The sequence below is a fragment of the Acinetobacter sp. FY731 genome (genome assembly GCF_059515905.1).
Window position 1 is genome coordinate 1 of sequence record NZ_JCAKNB010000001.1, and the last position, 17871, is coordinate 17871.

Here is a 17871-nt window from a genome sequence, read left to right on the forward strand (position 1 = left end):
ATATAAAAACAAACTGTTTCCTCTATTTTATTGTTTGTTCTATGATTCTTTCATCAAATAAATATTTACTCCTTTGGAGACGTTAGCAATGTTAGACCAAAATACTTCAGCTCAATTAAAGACACTTCTTGAACGCCTTGAAAGCCCAATTGAAATTGTTGCGACTTTAAATGGTTCTGATAAATCAGACAAAATTAAAGAACTTGTGACTGAAATTGCTGCACTTTCTAATTTAGTCACTGCTCGTTTTGACGGTACTAATTCTCGTGCGCCAAGCTTTGGTATTGCTAAAGTAGGTGAGCAACCTCGCGTAAACTTTGCTGGTTTACCAATGGGACATGAGTTCACTTCTTTGATTCTTGCATTGTTACAAGTATCAGGTTATGCACCTAAAGTTTCTGATGAAGTTCTTGCTCAAATTAAAGGTTTAAACCTAACTGCTGACTTCGATGTATTTGTATCTTTAAGCTGCCATAACTGTCCTGACGTTGTTCAAGCGCTTAACTTAATTGCAATTAACAATCCAGGTACAACTGCAACTATGATTGATGGTGCATTCTTCCAAGACGAAGTTGAAGAACGCAAAATTATGGCAGTTCCAATGCTATTCCAAAATGGTGAGCACATTGGTCAAGGTCGTATGACTTTGGAAGAAATTATTGCAAAGTTAGATACAAATTCTGCTGTAAAAGATGCTGAGAAGTTAAATGCAAAAGAAGCATTTGATGTATTGGTAATTGGTGGTGGTCCTGCAGGTAACACTTCTGCAATTTATGCTGCACGTAAAGGTATTCGTACAGGTATCGTCGCTGAACGCATGGGCGGTCAGGTGATGGATACTATGGATATTGAAAACTTTACATCAGTACAAAAAACTCAAGGTCCTAAATTTGCTGCTGAAATGGAAGCACACGTTCGTGAATATGGTGTAGACATCATGAACTTACAACGTGTATCTGACATTAAAGGTGCAGATCAAACAGCAAATGGCTTAGTTGAAGTCACTTTAGAGAATGGTGCAAAACTAGAATCTAAAACAGTGATTCTTTCAACAGGTGCACGTTGGAGAGAAATGAATGTTCCTGGTGAGCAAGAATACCGTACTCGTGGTGTTGCTTACTGCCCACACTGTGACGGTCCATTATTCAAAGGCAAACGTGTTGCTGTGATTGGTGGTGGTAACTCAGGTGTAGAAGCAGCGATTGACCTTGCGGGTATTGTTGAACACGTAACATTGGTTGAGTTTGATACTAAATTACGTGCTGACCAAGTGCTTCAAGATAAATTGAACAGCTTGCCAAACACAACAGTCATCAAAAATGCGTTATCTACAGAAGTGGTGGGTGATGGTTCACAAGTAACTGCACTTAAATACAAAGACCGTGCAACAGATGAAATTAAAACGGTTGAGCTTGCTGGTATCTTTGTACAAATTGGTTTGTTACCAAACACAGACTTCTTAAAAGAAACTGCTGTTGAGCTTTCAAACCGTGGTGAGATTATGATTAACGACCGTAATGAAACCAATGTAAAAGGTGTATTTGCCGCAGGTGACTGTACAACTGTTCCTTACAAGCAAATTATCATTGCGACAGGTGAAGGTGCTAAAGCTTCTCTATCTGCTTTTGATTATATTATTCGCTCAGGTCAATAATATTCACTTTTAACTGTAAAGTTATTACAAAAGGTTTAGCTATTAAAACAGCTAAGCCTTTTTTTTAATAGAAGTTTTTACTCAAAGCAGGTTACATTTTGTAAACAATTATAGATATTTTTATTAAAGAAAATTAGATTATATTTTGAACTCACCCATAACTGGGTATAACAAAAGGAAAAAATCAAAATGAATAAGTTACTTCTTGCGTTAGGTCTTGTTGCTACTGTTGCTCTTGTAGGCTGTAACAAAGATAAAGCACCTGAAACAGGTGCAACTACTGGGGAGCATTTAGAAAATGCTGCATCTCAAGCAACTCAAGATATTGCAACTGCAACAGATCACGCTACATCTGAAACTAAAGCTGCCACAGACACTGCTGTTGCTAAAATTGATGCTGCAACTAAAGATGCCGCTGCTGATATTAAAGATGCAACAGCTCATGTAGCTGATGCTGTTGAGAAAGGCGCTGCAGACGTTAAAGAAAAAGTTCAACAATAATCCATTCTTTGAATAAGCCCCTTTCTAGGGGCTTATTTTTTATATTTAAATGTTATATCAATTGCATATTCATCAACATTATCGCTAAAGTGGTGTCACAAAATACAATAAGAGTAATGTAATGTCTTATTCACATCACCATGAAAAACATTTAATTCAACGTGCAGGTTGGCTTCGAGCATCAGTTTTAGGTGCAAATGATGGCATTATTTCTGTAACAAGCCTGATTATGGGTATGGCAGCAAGCGGTGCCTCTACTCAAACTTTACTTATTACTTGTATTGCAGGATTAATTTCAGGTGCAAGCTCTATGGCTGCAGGTGAATATATCTCTGTAAAATCTCAAGTAGATATTGAAGAAGCCGACTTACATACAGAGCGTAAAGAGTTAGAGAAAAATCCAGACTTAGAACTTAAAGAACTAACGCATATTTACGTATTACGTGGCTTAGACCCCAATTTAGCACATGAAGTTGCTGTTCAATTGACAGCTCACAATGCTTTGGAAGCACATGCACGCGATGAAATTGGTATTCATGAAAATACATCTGCAAATCCTTTACAGGCAGCAGGCTCTTCTGCCCTTGCATTTTCTTTAGGTGCTCTTTTTCCGATGTTTGCCATTCTGCTAAGTCCAGAAGGCTTAGTCGATAAAACTGTTATGATCGTAGGAGTTTTATCCTTAACAGTTTTAGGTGCAATATCAAGCTATTTTGCAGGAACATCAGTTATCCGAGGTGCTTTACGAGTCACGATTTGGGGAATTATTGCCATGGCATTTGCAAGCTTAATCGGCTCTTTTTTTGATGTAAGTTCTTTTTAATTCATCAATTAATAGTTATCAATATAACTGATTTAATACATCAATTATATTCAGGAAAAAATAACACTTTTCCAAAACAAATCTAATTAAAATAATCCCAACTATTTTAGTTGTATTTGTTTCTCCCATGTCAATTATTGCTGCGCCAGCAAATCGATCGAATACATCGGTTTGGGTGGCTTTTTTACTTTTAATTCTAGGTACGCTTGGTGCTTATCAAGTTGTCGGTCTAAATCAAGCACTATTATTTCTAATTGGTGGTGCTTTAGGTATGACGTTATACCACGCATCATTCGGCTTCACTTCTAGCTGGCGTGTATTTATTAAAGAACGTCGTGGTCGTGGCTTACGAGCTCAAATGATTATGCTTGCTTTTGCTGTTTTACTTTTCTTTCCTGCCTTAGGCGCTGGTGAGTTATTTGGTAATCCTGTAAAAGGAAATGTAAGCCCTGTTTCAATGTCTGTAATGATTGGTGCTTTTATCTTTGGTATTGGCATGCAATTAGGCGGTGGTTGTGCTTCTGGTACGCTTTACACCGTTGGCGGTGGTAGCGCACGTATGATCGTAACGCTGTTCTTCTTCTGTCTAGGCTCTTTAATTGCAACTTCACACATTGGCTGGTGGTTTGCACTTCCTCATTTAGAACCTATTTCTCTTGTAAAAAGCTTAGGGGTTGCTCCTGCTTTAATTCTAAACTTTGTTTTATTTGCTGTTATTGCCGCAATCACAGTTTTTGCAGAGAAAAAACGTCATGGTTCACTTGAAGTTGAACCAAAAAATGAACATCAAGGTTGGAAGCGCTTTATTCGTGGCCCTTGGCCTTTAATTTGGGGCGGTATCATCCTTACCCTTCTTAACTTTGCAACACTTGCACTTGCAGGTCGTCCGTGGGGTGTAACTTCTGCACTTGCTGTTTGGGCAGCTAAATCTGCAAGTTTTGTGGGTGTAGATGTTGCATCATGGTCATATTGGCAACAACCCGGCAATGCAAAAGCACTGACTGAGTCACTTTGGTTCGACATTACCTCAATGATGAACTTCGGGATTATGATTGGTGCTTTATTTGCAGCAAGCCTTGCAGGTAAGTTTGCACCAAACTTCAATATTCCAAAGCGTTCTTTAATGGCAGCTGTTATTGGTGGTTTATTGTTAGGTTATGGCGCACGTTTAGCTTATGGTTGCAACATTGGTGCTTATTTCAGCGGTATTGCTTCTGGTAGCTTACACGGTTGGTTATGGTTGATTTTCGCATTTATTGGTAATGGAATTGGTGTAAAACTTCGCCCTATTTTCTTCCCTGGTGAAAAACCAAAACCTGAACAACTGACTGGTTGTTAACTTAGAAATTCAATTTTTAAAAGCCCATCTCATGATGGGCTTTTTCTAACTAAAATAGATTTTTATCACGACCCAATCGCAACACAACCTACTCTTAAATTTATGTAAAATTTCACGCTCAATAATTTAAAAATCACAAAATGAAAAACATCTTTTATATTTAAAATTCTATTAATGATTATTCTATTTATAACTATGTTTATCGCTGGAAAAATAGCAACTATTTTTTAGTGCAGAAAAAAAATTTATAGGAAGTATTATTAAATGGATTTATTTTTATATTTCTTTTTTCATTGCAATATATGATTTCAATGATAAATCTAATGATATATAAACAATAAGTTTTCACAAAAAAAGCCCCGAGGGGCTTTTTAAAATTCTTAGATTAAGCTTTCTTTTTTAAAGTTTCATCTAATACTTCTTTATCTAAAGCATTGTCCCAACGAGCTACAACAATAGTTGCACACGCATTACCTACTAAGTTAGTTAATGCACGACATTCAGACATGAAGCGGTCAATACCAAGAATTAATGCCATACCTGCTACAGGAACCGCAGGAACAACAGATAACGTAGCCGCTAAAGTAATGAAGCCTGCACCAGTTACGCCTGCTGCACCTTTAGAACTAATCATAGCAACTAATAACAAAGTAATTTGTTCGCCAATCGTTAAGTCGATATTACATGCTTGTGCAATAAATAATGCTGCCATAGTCATGTAAATATTCGTACCATCAAGGTTAAATGAATAACCCGTAGGAACAACAAGACCAACAACTGACTTTTCACAGCCCGCTTTTTCCATCTTATTCATAAGCGTAGGTAACGCAGCTTCTGAAGAAGATGTACCTAATACAAGCCATAATTCATCTTTAATATAACGAATTAAATCAATAATTGAGAAACCGTTATATCTCGCTACCGCACCCAAAATAACCAATACAAAAAGTAAAGATGTAATGTAGAACGTTGCGATTAATAACATTAAGTTACCAATACTTGAAATACCGTATGCACCAATAGTAAATGCCATCGCACCGAAAGCACCGATCGGAGCAAACTTCATTAACATGCCTACAAGTTTAAATACTGGCGCAGTTAAATGATTTAAGAATTCTGTAATAGGTTTGCCTTTTTCGCCAACACTAGCAACAGCCAAACCAAATAATACAGCAACAAATAATACTTGAAGAATTTCGCCACCAACCAAAGGACTCACCAAAGTCTTTGGAATGATATTCATGAAGAAATCTACAATAGATGCATCATGTGCTTTTTCAACGTAAGTTGCTACTTTATCACCAGAAAGATGTGCAGGATCGATATTCAAACCTTTACCTGGCTGAATGACATTGGCAGTAACCATACCAACAATAAGTGCCAAGGTAGAGAATGTAATAAAATAAAGCATTGCTTTACCTGTTACACGACCTACAGACCCCATATTGGTCATACCAGCAATACCAGTACTTACCGTTAAGAAAATCACAGGCGCAATAATCATTTTTACAAGCTTAATGAATGCATCACCAAGTGGTTTTAAGCTTTCACCAAATTCAGGAGCAAAGTGACCTAATGCAATACCCGCAAGAATTGCAAAAATTACTTGTACATATAAAACTTGATAGAACTTTTGTTTTTTAGGCGGCTGAGCATGCTCATCTGCATGAATATCCATGGGAGACCCTTTCACAAAATCTAAAACATTTAAACGCTATATGCTTACAGTAACTATAAACAATAACTACAAAAAAAATAACTGCGGGGGATTTTAATGAAAAGTTATATCCAATGATAGTAATAGATCTAAGCCTTTAGTCTAGTATTTAGATTAAAAATATCGTTAATTTACAATGTCTTAAAAAAATACAGTACAAAATTAAATCAAAAAGTGGTTAAAAAATTAAGGTAGCAAAACCAACAATGTTTATAAATTAAACAAAATAATTCATATAAAAAATCTATTAATACATAAAATACAGATGCTTAATTATTTAAATAAAAAACCACAACAAGTGAATATTTATCAGAAATATTAAAGGACTTTTTGCATCCTCTTTATCAGTATTATTTTCTTAATTTATAGTTATACAAAAAAGTCTATCAATCAATGATAGACTTTTTAAAAATGTAATTACAATGCTGCTTTTAAATTACAACCATAGCCCATTACTTGTTGAACTTGGCGATAGGTTGTGTATCGATTTAAAATAAAATCATAAAAAGAATCTACCGATAAAAAATCCTGTTGAAGATTTTCTTTGTCAGCATTCGGCAATTTAATATCATTTATTAGCTGTAAATTGTAATGACCTAAACGGTACATTTCAGCAAAGTAACCATTCATCAAATCACAATATGCAATTTTAGTTGGTTTTAAAGATGTACTCGCAACTAAATGCATATTTAAGGTTTTCAAATCATTTACATCTAATGGAAATTGATGTGCAAAAGCAACACTTTCCGTTTGTTTGAATTTCTTAAAATCTACAGCAAAATTTTCATTTAATTGTACAAAACGCTTTTGTAAGGCCTCTGCACTGTCCACCTTATATTGGCTTGCATTCACAATAGGCTTAGCATCTTCAGTTTTCGAACAACCTGTAAAAACCACACTTGCAATTAAAGTCGTCCAAAGCAACGGCTTCATATTTCAATCACCAACATTTATTTAATTTCAAAATCATTATGCCTGAAACATTCAAGATCATGCTTTATTTAAATACTCTTTTTATTCACAACATGTGACCAACCAATTTAACTTCAACATTTTCACTTTTTATTCCAACAGTTAACCAATCTCTCTAAATGTTTACTGCTGTATTTTTAAAGTAAATATTGAATATTATTTGCCTATTTTTGCGAGCTTGGGCAAAGTATTCAAAAAGGAGACATTCAATGGATATACTTACACGCCTCGGCATTCGACACCCCATTTTCCTTGCCCCTATGGCTGGCGTCTCTACTCCAGAGCTAGCAGCAGAAGTCTCAAATCAAGGTGGTTTGGGTGCATTAGGTTTAGGTGCAAGCTCGGTTGAATCTGCTCGACAACAAATTATAAAAACAAAAGAACTCACCGATCATCCATTTCAAATTAATTTTTTTTGTCATAACAGCACATTAGTCGATGAAAATATTGCCACTCAATGGATTACTTCACTTCAAGATAAATTTGCAAAATATGGTGTAAAAGCCCCTCAAGCTTTGCAGTGTATTTATCCTAGCTTTAAAGATAACGATGATTTTTTAAATTTAGTATTAGAAACAAAACCTAAAGCGGTTAGTTTTCATTTTGGTTTGCCACATGCTCATCAAATTCAGGCATTAAAAGATGCTGGAATTATCACTATGGTATCTGCAACCAATCTTGCAGAAGCTAAAGTTATTGAACATGCTGGCATTGATATCATTATTGCTCAAGGTATTGAAGCAGGTGGGCATCGTGGTATTTTCAATGAGGATTTTGATGCTTCAATATGTACAAGCGACTTAGTTCAGCTTATTAAACAACACTGCACTCTGCCTATTGTTGCAGCAGGCGGTATTATGAATGGTCATCAAGCAAAACAATTTCTAGATTTAGGTGCAGATGGCGTACAGCTAGGAACTGCTTTTGTTCAATGTAAAACATCTAATGCAAATGAAGCTTATCGTAAGGCTTTATTTAACCAACCGCTTACTCAAATTACAGCAAGTATTTCAGGTCGCCCTGCTCGTGGTTTAATCAACCATTGGCATAAAGAAGTAGATACACCCAATCGACCTCTGGTTCCTCCTTATCCATACACTTATGATTTAGCAAAGCAGTTACATGCTGCTGCAAGCCAACACGGCGATCATGACTATGGTGCATTTTGGGCTGGTGCTCATGTTGCACAAATTCGTGAACTTGAAGCACCCGATTTAATAAATCAGCTTATTCTTGAAATGAATATAAACTAAGCTGTAATAAAAAAGCTTCTCTTAGAGAAGCTTTTTACTTTATTTCGTTTCAAGTAAATTCACGTGTTCAACTTGAACATCACTCATAATTTCACCATGAGCAAGTAAATTATTAAAGTAATCTTCCACAACTTTAAATTGATCGACCGTCGATTCTACCTTATACATATTTTGGCGAAACTCATTACTTGCACGTAAGCCTTTTGTATACCATGCAATATGCTTACGAGAGATACGACATCCTGAATATTCACCATAAAACTCATAAAGCTCAGATAAATGTCCAAGCAAAACATCTTTCACTTCTTGAATACTTGGTGCAGCTAAATGCTCACCTGTTTTTAAATAGTGTCCAATTTCACGGAATATCCAAGGTCGACCCTGCGCAGCACGACCAATCATGACAGCATCTGCACCTGTATAATCCAAGACATATTTGGCTTTTTCAGGGCTGTCGATATCACCATTAGCAATAACTGGAATGCTCAACATGTCTTTAACATCTTTAATTAAAGAATAACGAGCCGTATTTAAATACATATCTTCACGAGTACGACCATGTAAAGCTAACGCAGCAATACCTGCTTCTTCCGCACGTTTCGCTACTCGCATAATATTTTCATGACCATTTAAATAACCCAAACGGGTTTTTAATGTCACTGGCACATCTACGGCTTCCACAACAGCATCTAAAATACGGGCAACTAAATCTTCATCTTGAAGCAATGCCGAACCTGCAAGCTTATTACAAACCTTTTTTGCAGGGCATCCCATGTTGATATCTACAATTTGTGCACCATTTGCGACCTGATAACGTGCAGCTTCAGCCAAATCGGCAGGATCTGAGCCTGCAATTTGGGCAGAAATAGGCGCTAGTTCACCATCAAAGTTGGCACGATATAAGCTTTTCTTACTCATGCGTAAGGTCTTATCTGACGTCATCATTTCACTCACAGCATGCCCTGCACCAAAGTACTTGCATAGTGTTCGAAATGGACGATCTGTCACACCTGCCATAGGAGCGACAATCAAATTATTTGACAGTTGATAAGGACCAATATACATATATATTCTTAACTTTTAGGACTTGCGTAGTATACTGCATCTCCCCTATTAGCTCATCACCTGTGAACGAGTTTTCCATATATGAAAGAAAAAGTGTTTAGTTCAGTGCTTAAACCTGTATCTATTTTAGCCTTTTCAATTGCCTTAACAGCGTGTGGCAATGGCTCTTGGTGGGCAAGTGATGAACCGACATTAAAACAAGAACAACTCAAACGATTACTTCCAAATCGTGTAAACGACCGTGAATCTTGGTCTAAAGATATTTATGATATTGCTGAACAGTTTGGTATTCCACAAACCAAAGAAAACATGTGTTCTATTATTGCTGTGGTCGATCAGGAATCAAATTTCCATGCAGATCCAGAAGTTTCAGGCTTAGGTGCAAAAGCAGTTAAAGAAGTACAAGAACGCTTAGAAGAAAAATTTACTGACAAACTTGGTGATACTATTGGAACACCTATTGCAGGCTACTTCCAAGATGTTTTAAAAAATCAGCCAAGTCCTGAAGACAACTATTTAAGCCAAATGCGTCGAGTTAAAACGGAACGCCAACTTGATGAACTTTACCGTGAAATTTTTGACTATATGTCTAAACACTATCACGTTAGTGCTTTAACAGGCGCTGCAAAATTAGTAGGACAAGATATTGGCGAGAAGATGAACCCGATTACAACATTAGGTTCTATGCAAGTTCATATTGGTTATGCCAAAGAACATAAGCGTCAAAGTGGTAGCGTGGCAGATTTAAGAACCGATTTATACAGTCAATATGGCGGTTTATATTATGGAATTCATCGTTTAATGATGTACCCTGCTAGCTATGACAAACCGATATATCGTTTTGCTGATTACAACTCTGGACGTTATTCCAGCCGTAATGCTGCATTCCAAAGTATGCTCAATGACTTAACCACAACAAAACTTGATTTAGATGGTGACTTACTTCTTTACAATAAAGATGGTGATCCAAAATCGGTTCAAAGTCAGTCTGAACGTGAACTTATTAACGTGTTTTCAAAAAATAATGTTCTCATAACACCGCGCCAAATACGTTCAGATTTGAAAAAAGAAAAAGATCAGGATTTTGAAGACACAGCAACCTATGCCGCGGTTAGCAAACTTTATAAAGAAGCGACAAACAAAGAACCAATCTATGCGATTATGCCTGAAGTTGTTATTACAGGCCCGAAACTCAGTCGTGACTACAATACAAATTGGTTTGCTTCACGTGTAAATGGACGCTTTGAAACATGCATGAGAAAAGCAAGAAATATAAAAATTTAGCGATTTTTGATTTCGATGGAACCCTGTACAAGAAAGATAGTTTCACAGGGTTCATCTTCTATACACATTCAAAAAAGCACATCATAACGCAAGGGTTTAAAATTTTACCTTGGATTCAGGCTTATTATTTAAAAGCCTATCCTGCGCATGCGATGCGTCCAAAGTTATTTCAGGCGATGTTTAAAAATGCCGATGTAAATACCATTGAAAAAATTGCCGAAGAATATGCCCACCATATTACAAAAAACTATAATCCTGAACTATTACTCAGACTACGAGATCACCAAAGCTTAGGAGATGATGTTGTTTTAGTTTCTGCAACAATCGATATTTATTTAAAATATGTGGCTAAATACCTTAATATTGACTTCATCTGTTCACATGTTGAAATACAAAATGGGCAATATACTGGAAGCTACACTACACCAGATTGTAGCAACCAAGAAAAAGCCAACCGCCTTTTAAAACAATACAAACTTAGCCAATACCAACATGTTTATGCTTATGGCAATAGCGATGAAGATCTTGCCATGCTTAATTTGGCACATTACTCATATTATGTTGGCAAAAGCACTCAACTTCCTATATTAGAAAAAACTAAACAATTGGCTTAAACCACACAAAAAAAAAAGCCACTGATTTACAGTGGCTTTTTTAAACTTTATAAGCTTACTTTTTAAATGGGAACGCATATTTCACAATACGTTTAATTACACTGCCATATTGCTTAGCCAAGCTCGCATTATTGTAATTTAAGCCATATTTTTCACATACTGCCTGCACTTTGGGCGCCATTTTACGATAACGACGCGCAGGAATATCAGGATATAAATGATGTTCAATTTGATGGCTTAAGTGACCCGTCAGAATATGGAAAGCTTCAGAACCTGTTAAGTTTGAAGAGCCACGAATTTGACGCATATACCAATGACCACGACTTTCATTTTGTAGTACCTCTTTGGAAAACACTTCAACATCTTTAGTAAAGTGACCACAGAAAATAATACTGAACGTCCAAATATTACGAATACCGTTGGCAACACAGTTACCAGCTAAAACAGGTAATGCCGCAGGACCTGCAATTACAGGAAAGAATACATAATCTTTAACCAATTGCTTGGTAATTTTCTTTTTCATAGGAGCAAAGCGTGATTTAAACTCTTCTTTGCTCATACGTCCTTTCAAGTATTTACCAATTTCAAGGTTTTGTATTGCAACACCCCACTGGAACAGTAAACAGAATGGAATGCTATAAAGCGGTTGTAATAAATAACCTTTCTTCCAACGCTGCTCTGGAAATAAACGCAGTACACCATAACCAATATCATCATCCATACCTTTAATATTGGTATAAGTATGATGTTTGTAGTTATGCGTTTGACGCCAATCGTCTGCTGTACCTACAATATCCCATTCGTATTTTGTACCATCAAACTTAGGATCATTCATCCAATCATATTGACCATGAATAACATTATGTCCTAATTCCATGTTTTCCATGATTTTAGAAAAACCAAGTAAACCTGTACCTAATAACCATGCTGGCGGAAACCATCCTGCAAACAACAATGCACGACCAGCAATTTCTGAGTATTTCACTGTCGAATATACACGGTTAATATATTTTGCATCTTTTTCGCCTAAATCATCTAAGACCTCTTGGCGAATAGCATCAAGTTCACGTGCCAACTCATCTTGCTCAGCCAGAGTTAATTCACGATTTTTAGGGTTCTTAAAATATTCAAGTTTTACTGGCATATTCATATTTATAGCCTCTTATAAATCTATAACTAAGTCAGTTTGTGCCGAGTTAACACAAATTTTAAGTAAATTGCCTGGTTCGTTATTTTGCGAACCGTTTACCAAGTTTTTAGTAGAACCTTCCGATTTATTGCATGCGCATTTATTACAAATACCCATACGACAACCATGTTTAGGCTTAATATTCTGTTGCTCTAAGCCTAATAAAATTGGCTGACCTTTCGGAATTGCAACAATTTTATTTGACTGTGTGAGCGTCACATTCACAAATCCAACTTCATCATGTAAAACAGGTGTCATGCTAAATGCTTCTGTTTTTACATTTGTAGCATGAGCAAATAACGATTCAACATTTGCAGTAAAACCCGACGGTCCACATGCATATACCGTGCTCTGCTCAATATTGTCTAATGTTTGTAGATGCGATTCATTTAAACGTGCAGCAGCTTGCTCAATATCTTGCGTATAAAAAAATGTAACTTTGAAGTTTTCATACTGTGCTGCTAGTTTTTCAAACTCTGCCTTAAAAGCAACATCCGCTTGAGTTTTTACCCAATACAACAATGTCACCGGCATGGTTTTAATTTTAGCTGAAACCACTAAAGCTCGAATTAAGCTATACATAGGTGTGATACCACTACCCGCAGCAAGCAAAATTAAAGATGAATGATCTTTTGGAAGGAGCATGTCACCATATGGACGACCAAACTCTAGAATATCTCCAACTTTGGACTGTTCCAATAACCAAGAACTCGCCACACCATTTTCAACTTTCTTAGCCACAAGTAATACTTTTTTAGTATCAACCTGCGTCAAACTATAAGTGCGTTCGTAACGAATTCCATTTACCACGATAAATACTGGATGATGCTGTCCTGCTTCACCCACGCTAAATTTACGATTAAATTCAATCGTTAAAGCAACTGTGTCATTTGCAATAACTTCTTTTTTCACAATTGAACCTAAAGCCTGATTTACAGACCACAAAGGATTCAATTTTTGAAGCCAGAAATTTGTTGAATATGGATCAATCACCACATCAACTAATGTAGATAGAGGAGATTTCGTTTTTTCGATTGCATGCATAGTTCGTACACCACGCCTTTGAATTTTTAATTATTATACACATGTATATATATTTGTATATATACATGTATTGTATCCAATCATTTCAAAGTGTAGTCGTAATGGTTATAATAAGTTAAAGCGACCCTACAACCCAATTTATGATTAAACCACTAATGAAAACAAGCAATGACGCTACTTTGCATGAAGCAAAAAATGTACAGGAAACAATTCCTGCACGTACAGTTGGTCGTAAAGCAACTATTACAAAAGAAGAACTTTTCCAAGCTGCGCTTAATTTAATTGGTCCACAAAAAAGTATTGCATCATTAAGTTTACGTGAAGTTGCACGTGAAGCAGGCATTGCACCTAATAGCTTTTACCGCCATTTTAAAGATATTGATGAATTAGCAATTGAACTTATTGAACGCTCTGGTGGTGTATTACGTAAAATTTTGCATCAAGCACGTTTAAAGGCATCGCAACAAAGCAGTATTATTCGTACATCTGTTGAAGTATTTATTGAACAACTTAATGCTGATGAAGGCAATTTAAGCCTTTTATTACGTGAAGGTTATACAGGTTCTCATTCTTATAAATTAGCAGTAGAACACCAACTGAACTATTTTGAACAAGAGTTACGTGATGATCTTATTCGCTTAGAAAAAGAAAATAACAGTAAACTCATGCATCCTGAAATTGTTGCCAAAGCAATTACCCAACTTGTGTTTAATATGGGTGCTAAAGTCATTGAAATGCCCATAGAACAACGTAAAGAAATTGCTGAACAAACCATGATTATGATTCGAATGATCTTAGAAGGTTCACGCCATTTGGATGATGCAAAAATTCGTTAAATATTGAATATCCTAAAAACTCTTAAATAAAGCCTTAATGATTAAATTAAGGCTTTTTTCATCTTAATTATTTCACATGACAGTTCTATTTTTATTTTCATAGACCATATACGCCTTATATGAATTCACCATAAGCTTTGTACATTTTGATACTTAAGAACTATAGATACTTTATTATTCACACTTTAAAATATCCATCACATTGACCGTAAAGCCTCTCCCATGCGTTACCAAATCATTGATGTCTACAAAACTAAGTGTTTAAACCGATATATCGCAAAATGCTTAAAAAAACACTCTCCACAGTTTATTGTTATTGAAAGCAAAAGAACCTTTTGCCTAAATATTGATATCATTAATGTGAACCAACAACACACATCTGCAAGCTCTGCAACAGGTGAAGAAATTTCACTAAAGATACTTAATACCTTCGATACTTTTGATAAAACGTATATGTCTAGACTCTAAAGCTCATACAAACCAATTGACCATTATCTTTTTATTTCCTTATTCTAGTATGTAGATATATTTTAAAAATCATCTATAAATATTAAGGAAATAAAAGTGAATGTAAAGGAACTGTCTGGTCTAGAAATTATGCAAGCGATGTGTGATGGCACTATTCCGCCACCATCAATGAGCCTAACAATCCCTATGATTGCTGGACAAGTAACTCAAGGACACGTTGTTTTCAGCGTTAAAGCAGATGAGCGACATATCAACCCATTAGGTGGTGTTCATGGTGGTTTTGCTGCAACTGTTTTAGATTCAGTGACAGGTTGTGCTGTTTTTTCAATGCTTGAAGCTGGTGTTGGTTATGGCACAATAGATCTGAATGTAAAAATGTGTCGCCCTATTCCACTCAATCAAGAACTCATTGCTTATGGCGATATTATTAATATAAGTAAAAGCTTAGGAATAGCAGAAGGAAAAATTGTTGATAAAGATGGAAAGCTCTTTGCTCATGCGACTGCCACATGTATGATTTTTCGTAGTTAGCCTATTTATCAATAATATTTTGAGCGCTAAATTAAGTTTAATTTGCGCTCATTCAAAAAATTAAATTGCAGATTTCAACTTATCTGTTTGATTAAATATCTGAACAGGACGAGATAATCCTCTAAATACACAATAAAATTGAAAAATTGAACCTACTGAAATATCAACTGCTTTATTTTCACTTAATGACCAAGCTTTTGAAGCATCTTGACCAGTAATTGAACTACCTTTAATTTCATAGACAAACAAATCTTGTTCAACATGATCTAAAGATTTATCTCTCAGAATAGTGTTGATCAGTAGTTTCTTCTTCGAATCTACCGTCCATTTATCACCAAACCAAAGTTGCAATAAATCACCTAGAAATAATTGGTGAGATGTTAATGGCCAAATTTGTACTTCAGCACCTTGTACAGGTACATAGTATTGATCAGCATTATTGATAATTGAAAGATAGTTTTCTTTGTAAAAAGAAAAATTAGTGAAAATTTGAGGGATAGTGAGCGTATTCATTCGCTTTCTCCTGTTTAGCCATTTTAGTGCTGGCAAGTTGGTTTTAAATCCACACTGTTTAAACTTTCATTTAAACGCTCTGTTGTTAATATCAGATTAGCAACAGCAGTTTTTCTTTGCAAGTATTTCATTCAATTTTTCTTTAATTTTTTCATTTCTGCTCAAATAAAAAGCATACAGATTAAAAATGTAAGAAAGATGACAGTTTCCCCTTGACCCACTAGTAAATGTCCTTATAATCGCATGCAGATTCTCCAATAGCTCAGTCGGTAGAGCGACGGACTGTTAATCCGCAGGTCCCTGGTTCGAGCCCAGGTTGGAGAGCCAAATACTAAAAAGCCCAAGCATTTAAGACTTGGGCTTTTTTATGTCTTATTTAAAATAAAAGCACCTAACTTTTTTAGCTAGATGCCCTTTTAAGCAAATCAAATAACATTAAAACTCAAAGTATATTTATAGCGCTTTAAGCTATCACTTTTTATATCAAATGATTGTTGATAATCTATTTTCAACAAATATTGCCCTTTATCTTTAATTGTAAAATTCAAATTTCCTTGCGCATCTGTTGTTACCTCTTTATACACTTTAGTATCACGTGAGAAATTAACTGTTTGCGTTAAAACCTCAGCACTCAAATTAGAAATACCTTTTTTATTATCTATAAGCTTTAAATGAATAGGTTGATTCGCACGTATTGCATTTGGATGTGTTAAAAATTGAATATCCAAACCATCATGTAAATGCTCAAACACTTTAGTACTTGTATTTTTACGCGATACAAAGGTTTCTATAATCTCTGTGACCTGAACGGTTTTAACCTTGTTCTTTTTATCTAATTGCGATTCATATATAACTTTTGTAGAAGCTGGCTTAGTTGCTACTGATTTCCCTGCTATTACCACCTTCCACATCTTTCCATCTAGAGCAAATTGAGTTGTTGCCCCTTGTTTCACCCCACGAATTCGATAAGTTCCATCAACTTTATTTTCCAAACTCATACTACTTAGCGTTTGAGTTTTAGCCCACTGCTCATCTGCAATTTCAATCTTTTCACCTTGTGGATTGTGATAGTGAAATTTAAAATTTTTAATTGCAATCTCAGGGGAAAATGGATTGTCATAAAAACCCGAAACAATAGCAGAGTGATTATTAAAAGTTTGATAACTTAACGGAGCAACATAAGGGTAATGTGCATAAGTATGAGTCATTAAAAATATAGAACTACACAGCCACAGACCCGTCTTCAATAATTTCATGCGATATAATCTATATACAGTTTTCAGCCTCAAGATTAAATTAACCAGACCTATAATACAAATGATTATCATTAATATTTATTAGTATTAAGTATAATTACAGAAAAACAAAACCCCTCAAGAACTTAATTCTGAGGGGTTTTAGTATTCTTTAATATTTAAGCAGCCTTCATAGGTACACCACTATGGAAACGGAAAAGCTCATCTGGTGCTAAAATCAGATTCTTTTCTACTTCACGAATATGATCAATACGCTGTTGAATATCCTCTTCAGGATTTTTCAACTTGGATGTTTTAGCAACTTCTATTGCAAGTGCTAAATAATCCTCATAATGGCGAGATTCAGACTTCAATAAGTAACGGTAGTAACGTCCTAATTCTTCATCTACAAGTGGAGCAAGCGAATAAAAACGCTCACACGATCTTGCTTCAACAAATGCCCCAATCACCAATACATCAATTAATGCTTCAGGCTCATAAGTACGAATTTCTTTGCGCAAACCACCTGCGTAACGCCCTGCACTCAAATTTTGCCAAGCTTGCCCACGCTTATTCATTAGCGATAAAACTTGTTCATAATGTAACATTTCTTCACGTACAAGCTGTGCAAGTTTCACTTGTAAATCGACAAAATAGCTATATCGAAACATCAAGTTCATTGCTGTACTTGCTGCTTTTTTCTCACAATTAGCATGATCTTGCATTAAAATTTCTAAGTTATTTACTGCTTCATCTAACCAAGGCTGTGGCGTTTTACAACCCAAGAAACCAATAACTGGTTGCATGAGTTCATCATAATTAATTGTAGACAT

17 protein-coding genes and 1 tRNA gene are annotated in these 17871 nt (G+C 35.6%); 10 read left to right on the top strand and 8 right to left on the bottom strand.

Going from position 1 to position 17871, the window contains the following annotated elements; genetic code table 11:
* Positions 1 to 88: 88 nt before the first annotated feature.
* The 4 genes from ahpF (at position 89) to AC5YC8_RS00020 (ending at position 4317) form a co-directional block, all read left to right on the top strand.
* Complete coding sequence (gene ahpF, locus AC5YC8_RS00005) at positions 89 to 1654, top strand: alkyl hydroperoxide reductase subunit F (protein WP_496163151.1); 1566 nt, start codon at positions 89 to 91, stop codon at positions 1652 to 1654.
* 189 nt (positions 1655 to 1843) lie between these two features.
* Positions 1844 to 2155 carry a hypothetical protein gene (locus tag AC5YC8_RS00010; RefSeq protein ID WP_496116783.1) on the top strand — a complete coding sequence of 104 codons (312 nt, stop codon included), beginning with the start codon at positions 1844 to 1846 and terminating at the stop codon, positions 2153 to 2155.
* Positions 2156 to 2276: 121 nt separating this feature from the next.
* Positions 2277 to 2978: a VIT1/CCC1 transporter family protein gene (locus AC5YC8_RS00015; RefSeq protein WP_496163152.1), complete on the top strand. Its 702-nt coding sequence runs from the start codon at positions 2277 to 2279 to the stop codon at positions 2976 to 2978.
* A gap of 127 nt (positions 2979 to 3105) precedes the next feature.
* Positions 3106 to 4317 (top strand): YeeE/YedE family protein, encoded by a 1212-nt coding sequence (locus AC5YC8_RS00020; protein ID WP_496163153.1) that lies wholly within the window; start codon positions 3106 to 3108, stop codon positions 4315 to 4317.
* A 385-nt stretch (positions 4318 to 4702) separates the two neighbouring features.
* On the opposite strand, the gene AC5YC8_RS00025 is transcribed toward AC5YC8_RS00020, so the two are convergent.
* Positions 4703 to 5995: a dicarboxylate/amino acid:cation symporter gene (locus tag AC5YC8_RS00025; RefSeq protein ID WP_496116780.1), complete on the bottom strand. Its 1293-nt coding sequence runs from the start codon at positions 5993 to 5995 to the stop codon at positions 4703 to 4705.
* Positions 5996 to 6451: 456 nt separating this feature from the next.
* The gene (locus tag AC5YC8_RS00030; protein WP_496163154.1) at positions 6452 to 6967 is read right to left on the bottom strand and encodes a hypothetical protein; all 516 of its coding nucleotides are present in this window, start codon (positions 6965 to 6967) and stop codon (positions 6452 to 6454) included.
* Positions 6968 to 7215: 248 nt separating this feature from the next.
* Here AC5YC8_RS00030 and AC5YC8_RS00035 point away from each other — a divergent pair, with 248 nt between their 5' ends.
* On the top strand, positions 7216 to 8259 hold the full coding sequence (locus AC5YC8_RS00035; protein WP_496163155.1) for an NAD(P)H-dependent flavin oxidoreductase: 1044 nt from the start codon (positions 7216 to 7218) through the stop codon (positions 8257 to 8259).
* Between the two features lie 39 nt (positions 8260 to 8298).
* Here AC5YC8_RS00035 and dusB read toward each other — a convergent pair whose 3' ends face one another.
* Complete coding sequence (dusB, locus tag AC5YC8_RS00040) at positions 8299 to 9324, bottom strand: tRNA dihydrouridine synthase DusB (protein WP_496163156.1); 1026 nt, start codon at positions 9322 to 9324, stop codon at positions 8299 to 8301.
* An 81-nt stretch (positions 9325 to 9405) separates the two neighbouring features.
* On the opposite strand from dusB, the gene AC5YC8_RS00045 reads away from it, so the two are divergent.
* Together AC5YC8_RS00045 and AC5YC8_RS00050 are read left to right on the top strand one after the other, a co-directional pair.
* Positions 9406 to 10608, top strand: a complete 1203-nt coding sequence (locus AC5YC8_RS00045) for a DUF1615 family protein (protein WP_496116776.1) — start codon at positions 9406 to 9408, stop codon at positions 10606 to 10608.
* Positions 10575 to 11222, top strand: a complete 648-nt coding sequence (locus AC5YC8_RS00050; RefSeq protein WP_496163157.1) for an HAD-IB family hydrolase — start codon at positions 10575 to 10577, stop codon at positions 11220 to 11222. The genes AC5YC8_RS00045 and AC5YC8_RS00050 overlap by 34 nt, the downstream gene beginning before the upstream one ends.
* A gap of 55 nt (positions 11223 to 11277) precedes the next feature.
* Here the strand turns inward: AC5YC8_RS00050 and AC5YC8_RS00055 are convergent, their stop codons facing one another.
* Both AC5YC8_RS00055 and AC5YC8_RS00060 read right to left on the bottom strand, forming a co-directional pair.
* A complete protein-coding gene (locus tag AC5YC8_RS00055) occupies positions 11278 to 12372 on the bottom strand; it encodes a fatty acid desaturase family protein (protein WP_496163158.1) in 1095 nt (364 codons plus the stop codon).
* Positions 12373 to 12384: 12 nt separating this feature from the next.
* Positions 12385 to 13455 (bottom strand): flavin reductase family protein, encoded by a 1071-nt coding sequence (locus tag AC5YC8_RS00060; protein WP_496163159.1) that lies wholly within the window; start codon positions 13453 to 13455, stop codon positions 12385 to 12387.
* 155 nt (positions 13456 to 13610) lie between these two features.
* Between AC5YC8_RS00060 and fabR the strand changes: the two genes are divergently transcribed.
* Both fabR and AC5YC8_RS00070 read left to right on the top strand, forming a co-directional pair.
* Positions 13611 to 14291 carry an HTH-type transcriptional repressor FabR gene (gene fabR, locus AC5YC8_RS00065; RefSeq protein WP_496116772.1) on the top strand — a complete coding sequence of 227 codons (681 nt, stop codon included), beginning with the start codon at positions 13611 to 13613 and terminating at the stop codon, positions 14289 to 14291.
* A gap of 597 nt (positions 14292 to 14888) precedes the next feature.
* Entirely contained in the window at positions 14889 to 15290 is a 402-nt protein-coding gene (locus AC5YC8_RS00070; RefSeq protein WP_496163374.1) for a PaaI family thioesterase, read from the top strand.
* Between the two features lie 60 nt (positions 15291 to 15350).
* Here AC5YC8_RS00070 and AC5YC8_RS00075 read toward each other — a convergent pair whose 3' ends face one another.
* Complete coding sequence (locus tag AC5YC8_RS00075) at positions 15351 to 15803, bottom strand: hypothetical protein (RefSeq protein WP_496163160.1); 453 nt, start codon at positions 15801 to 15803, stop codon at positions 15351 to 15353.
* 251 nt (positions 15804 to 16054) lie between these two features.
* Between AC5YC8_RS00075 and AC5YC8_RS00080 the strand changes: the two genes are divergently transcribed.
* Positions 16055 to 16130 (top strand) — tRNA-Asn (locus AC5YC8_RS00080).
* A 98-nt stretch (positions 16131 to 16228) separates the two neighbouring features.
* On the opposite strand, the gene AC5YC8_RS00085 is transcribed toward AC5YC8_RS00080, so the two are convergent.
* Positions 16229 to 17059, bottom strand: coding sequence for a DUF4198 domain-containing protein (locus tag AC5YC8_RS00085; RefSeq protein WP_496163161.1), 831 nt, complete (start codon positions 17057 to 17059; stop codon positions 16229 to 16231).
* A 158-nt stretch (positions 17060 to 17217) separates the two neighbouring features.
* Positions 17218 to 17871, bottom strand: coding sequence for a MiaE family protein (locus tag AC5YC8_RS00090; protein ID WP_496163162.1), 654 nt, complete (start codon positions 17869 to 17871; stop codon positions 17218 to 17220).

What these genes read in the sequence shown, in the direction of transcription:
- ahpF (WP_496163151.1), top strand. Translation starts at nt 89, where the DNA reads ATGTTAGACCAAAATACTTCAGCTCAATTAAAGACACTTCTTGAACGC.
- AC5YC8_RS00010 (WP_496116783.1), top strand. Translation starts at nt 1,844, where the DNA reads ATGAATAAGTTACTTCTTGCGTTAGGTCTTGTTGCTACTGTTGCTCTT.
- AC5YC8_RS00015 (WP_496163152.1), top strand. Translation starts at nt 2,277, where the DNA reads ATGTCTTATTCACATCACCATGAAAAACATTTAATTCAACGTGCAGGT.
- AC5YC8_RS00020 (WP_496163153.1), top strand. Translation starts at nt 3,106, where the DNA reads ATGTCAATTATTGCTGCGCCAGCAAATCGATCGAATACATCGGTTTGG.
- AC5YC8_RS00025 (WP_496116780.1), bottom strand. Translation starts at nt 5,995, where the DNA reads ATGGATATTCATGCAGATGAGCATGCTCAGCCGCCTAAAAAACAAAAG.
- AC5YC8_RS00030 (WP_496163154.1), bottom strand. Translation starts at nt 6,967, where the DNA reads ATGAAGCCGTTGCTTTGGACGACTTTAATTGCAAGTGTGGTTTTTACA.
- AC5YC8_RS00035 (WP_496163155.1), top strand. Translation starts at nt 7,216, where the DNA reads ATGGATATACTTACACGCCTCGGCATTCGACACCCCATTTTCCTTGCC.
- dusB (WP_496163156.1), bottom strand. Translation starts at nt 9,324, where the DNA reads ATGTATATTGGTCCTTATCAACTGTCAAATAATTTGATTGTCGCTCCT.
- AC5YC8_RS00045 (WP_496116776.1), top strand. Translation starts at nt 9,406, where the DNA reads ATGAAAGAAAAAGTGTTTAGTTCAGTGCTTAAACCTGTATCTATTTTA.
- AC5YC8_RS00050 (WP_496163157.1), top strand. Translation starts at nt 10,575, where the DNA reads ATGCATGAGAAAAGCAAGAAATATAAAAATTTAGCGATTTTTGATTTC.
- AC5YC8_RS00055 (WP_496163158.1), bottom strand. Translation starts at nt 12,372, where the DNA reads ATGAATATGCCAGTAAAACTTGAATATTTTAAGAACCCTAAAAATCGT.
- AC5YC8_RS00060 (WP_496163159.1), bottom strand. Translation starts at nt 13,455, where the DNA reads ATGCATGCAATCGAAAAAACGAAATCTCCTCTATCTACATTAGTTGAT.
- fabR (WP_496116772.1), top strand. Translation starts at nt 13,611, where the DNA reads ATGAAAACAAGCAATGACGCTACTTTGCATGAAGCAAAAAATGTACAG.
- AC5YC8_RS00070 (WP_496163374.1), top strand. Translation starts at nt 14,889, where the DNA reads ATGCAAGCGATGTGTGATGGCACTATTCCGCCACCATCAATGAGCCTA.
- AC5YC8_RS00075 (WP_496163160.1), bottom strand. Translation starts at nt 15,803, where the DNA reads ATGAATACGCTCACTATCCCTCAAATTTTCACTAATTTTTCTTTTTAC.
- AC5YC8_RS00085 (WP_496163161.1), bottom strand. Translation starts at nt 17,059, where the DNA reads ATGAAATTATTGAAGACGGGTCTGTGGCTGTGTAGTTCTATATTTTTA.
- AC5YC8_RS00090 (WP_496163162.1), bottom strand. Translation starts at nt 17,871, where the DNA reads ATGTCTACAATTAATTATGATGAACTCATGCAACCAGTTATTGGTTTC.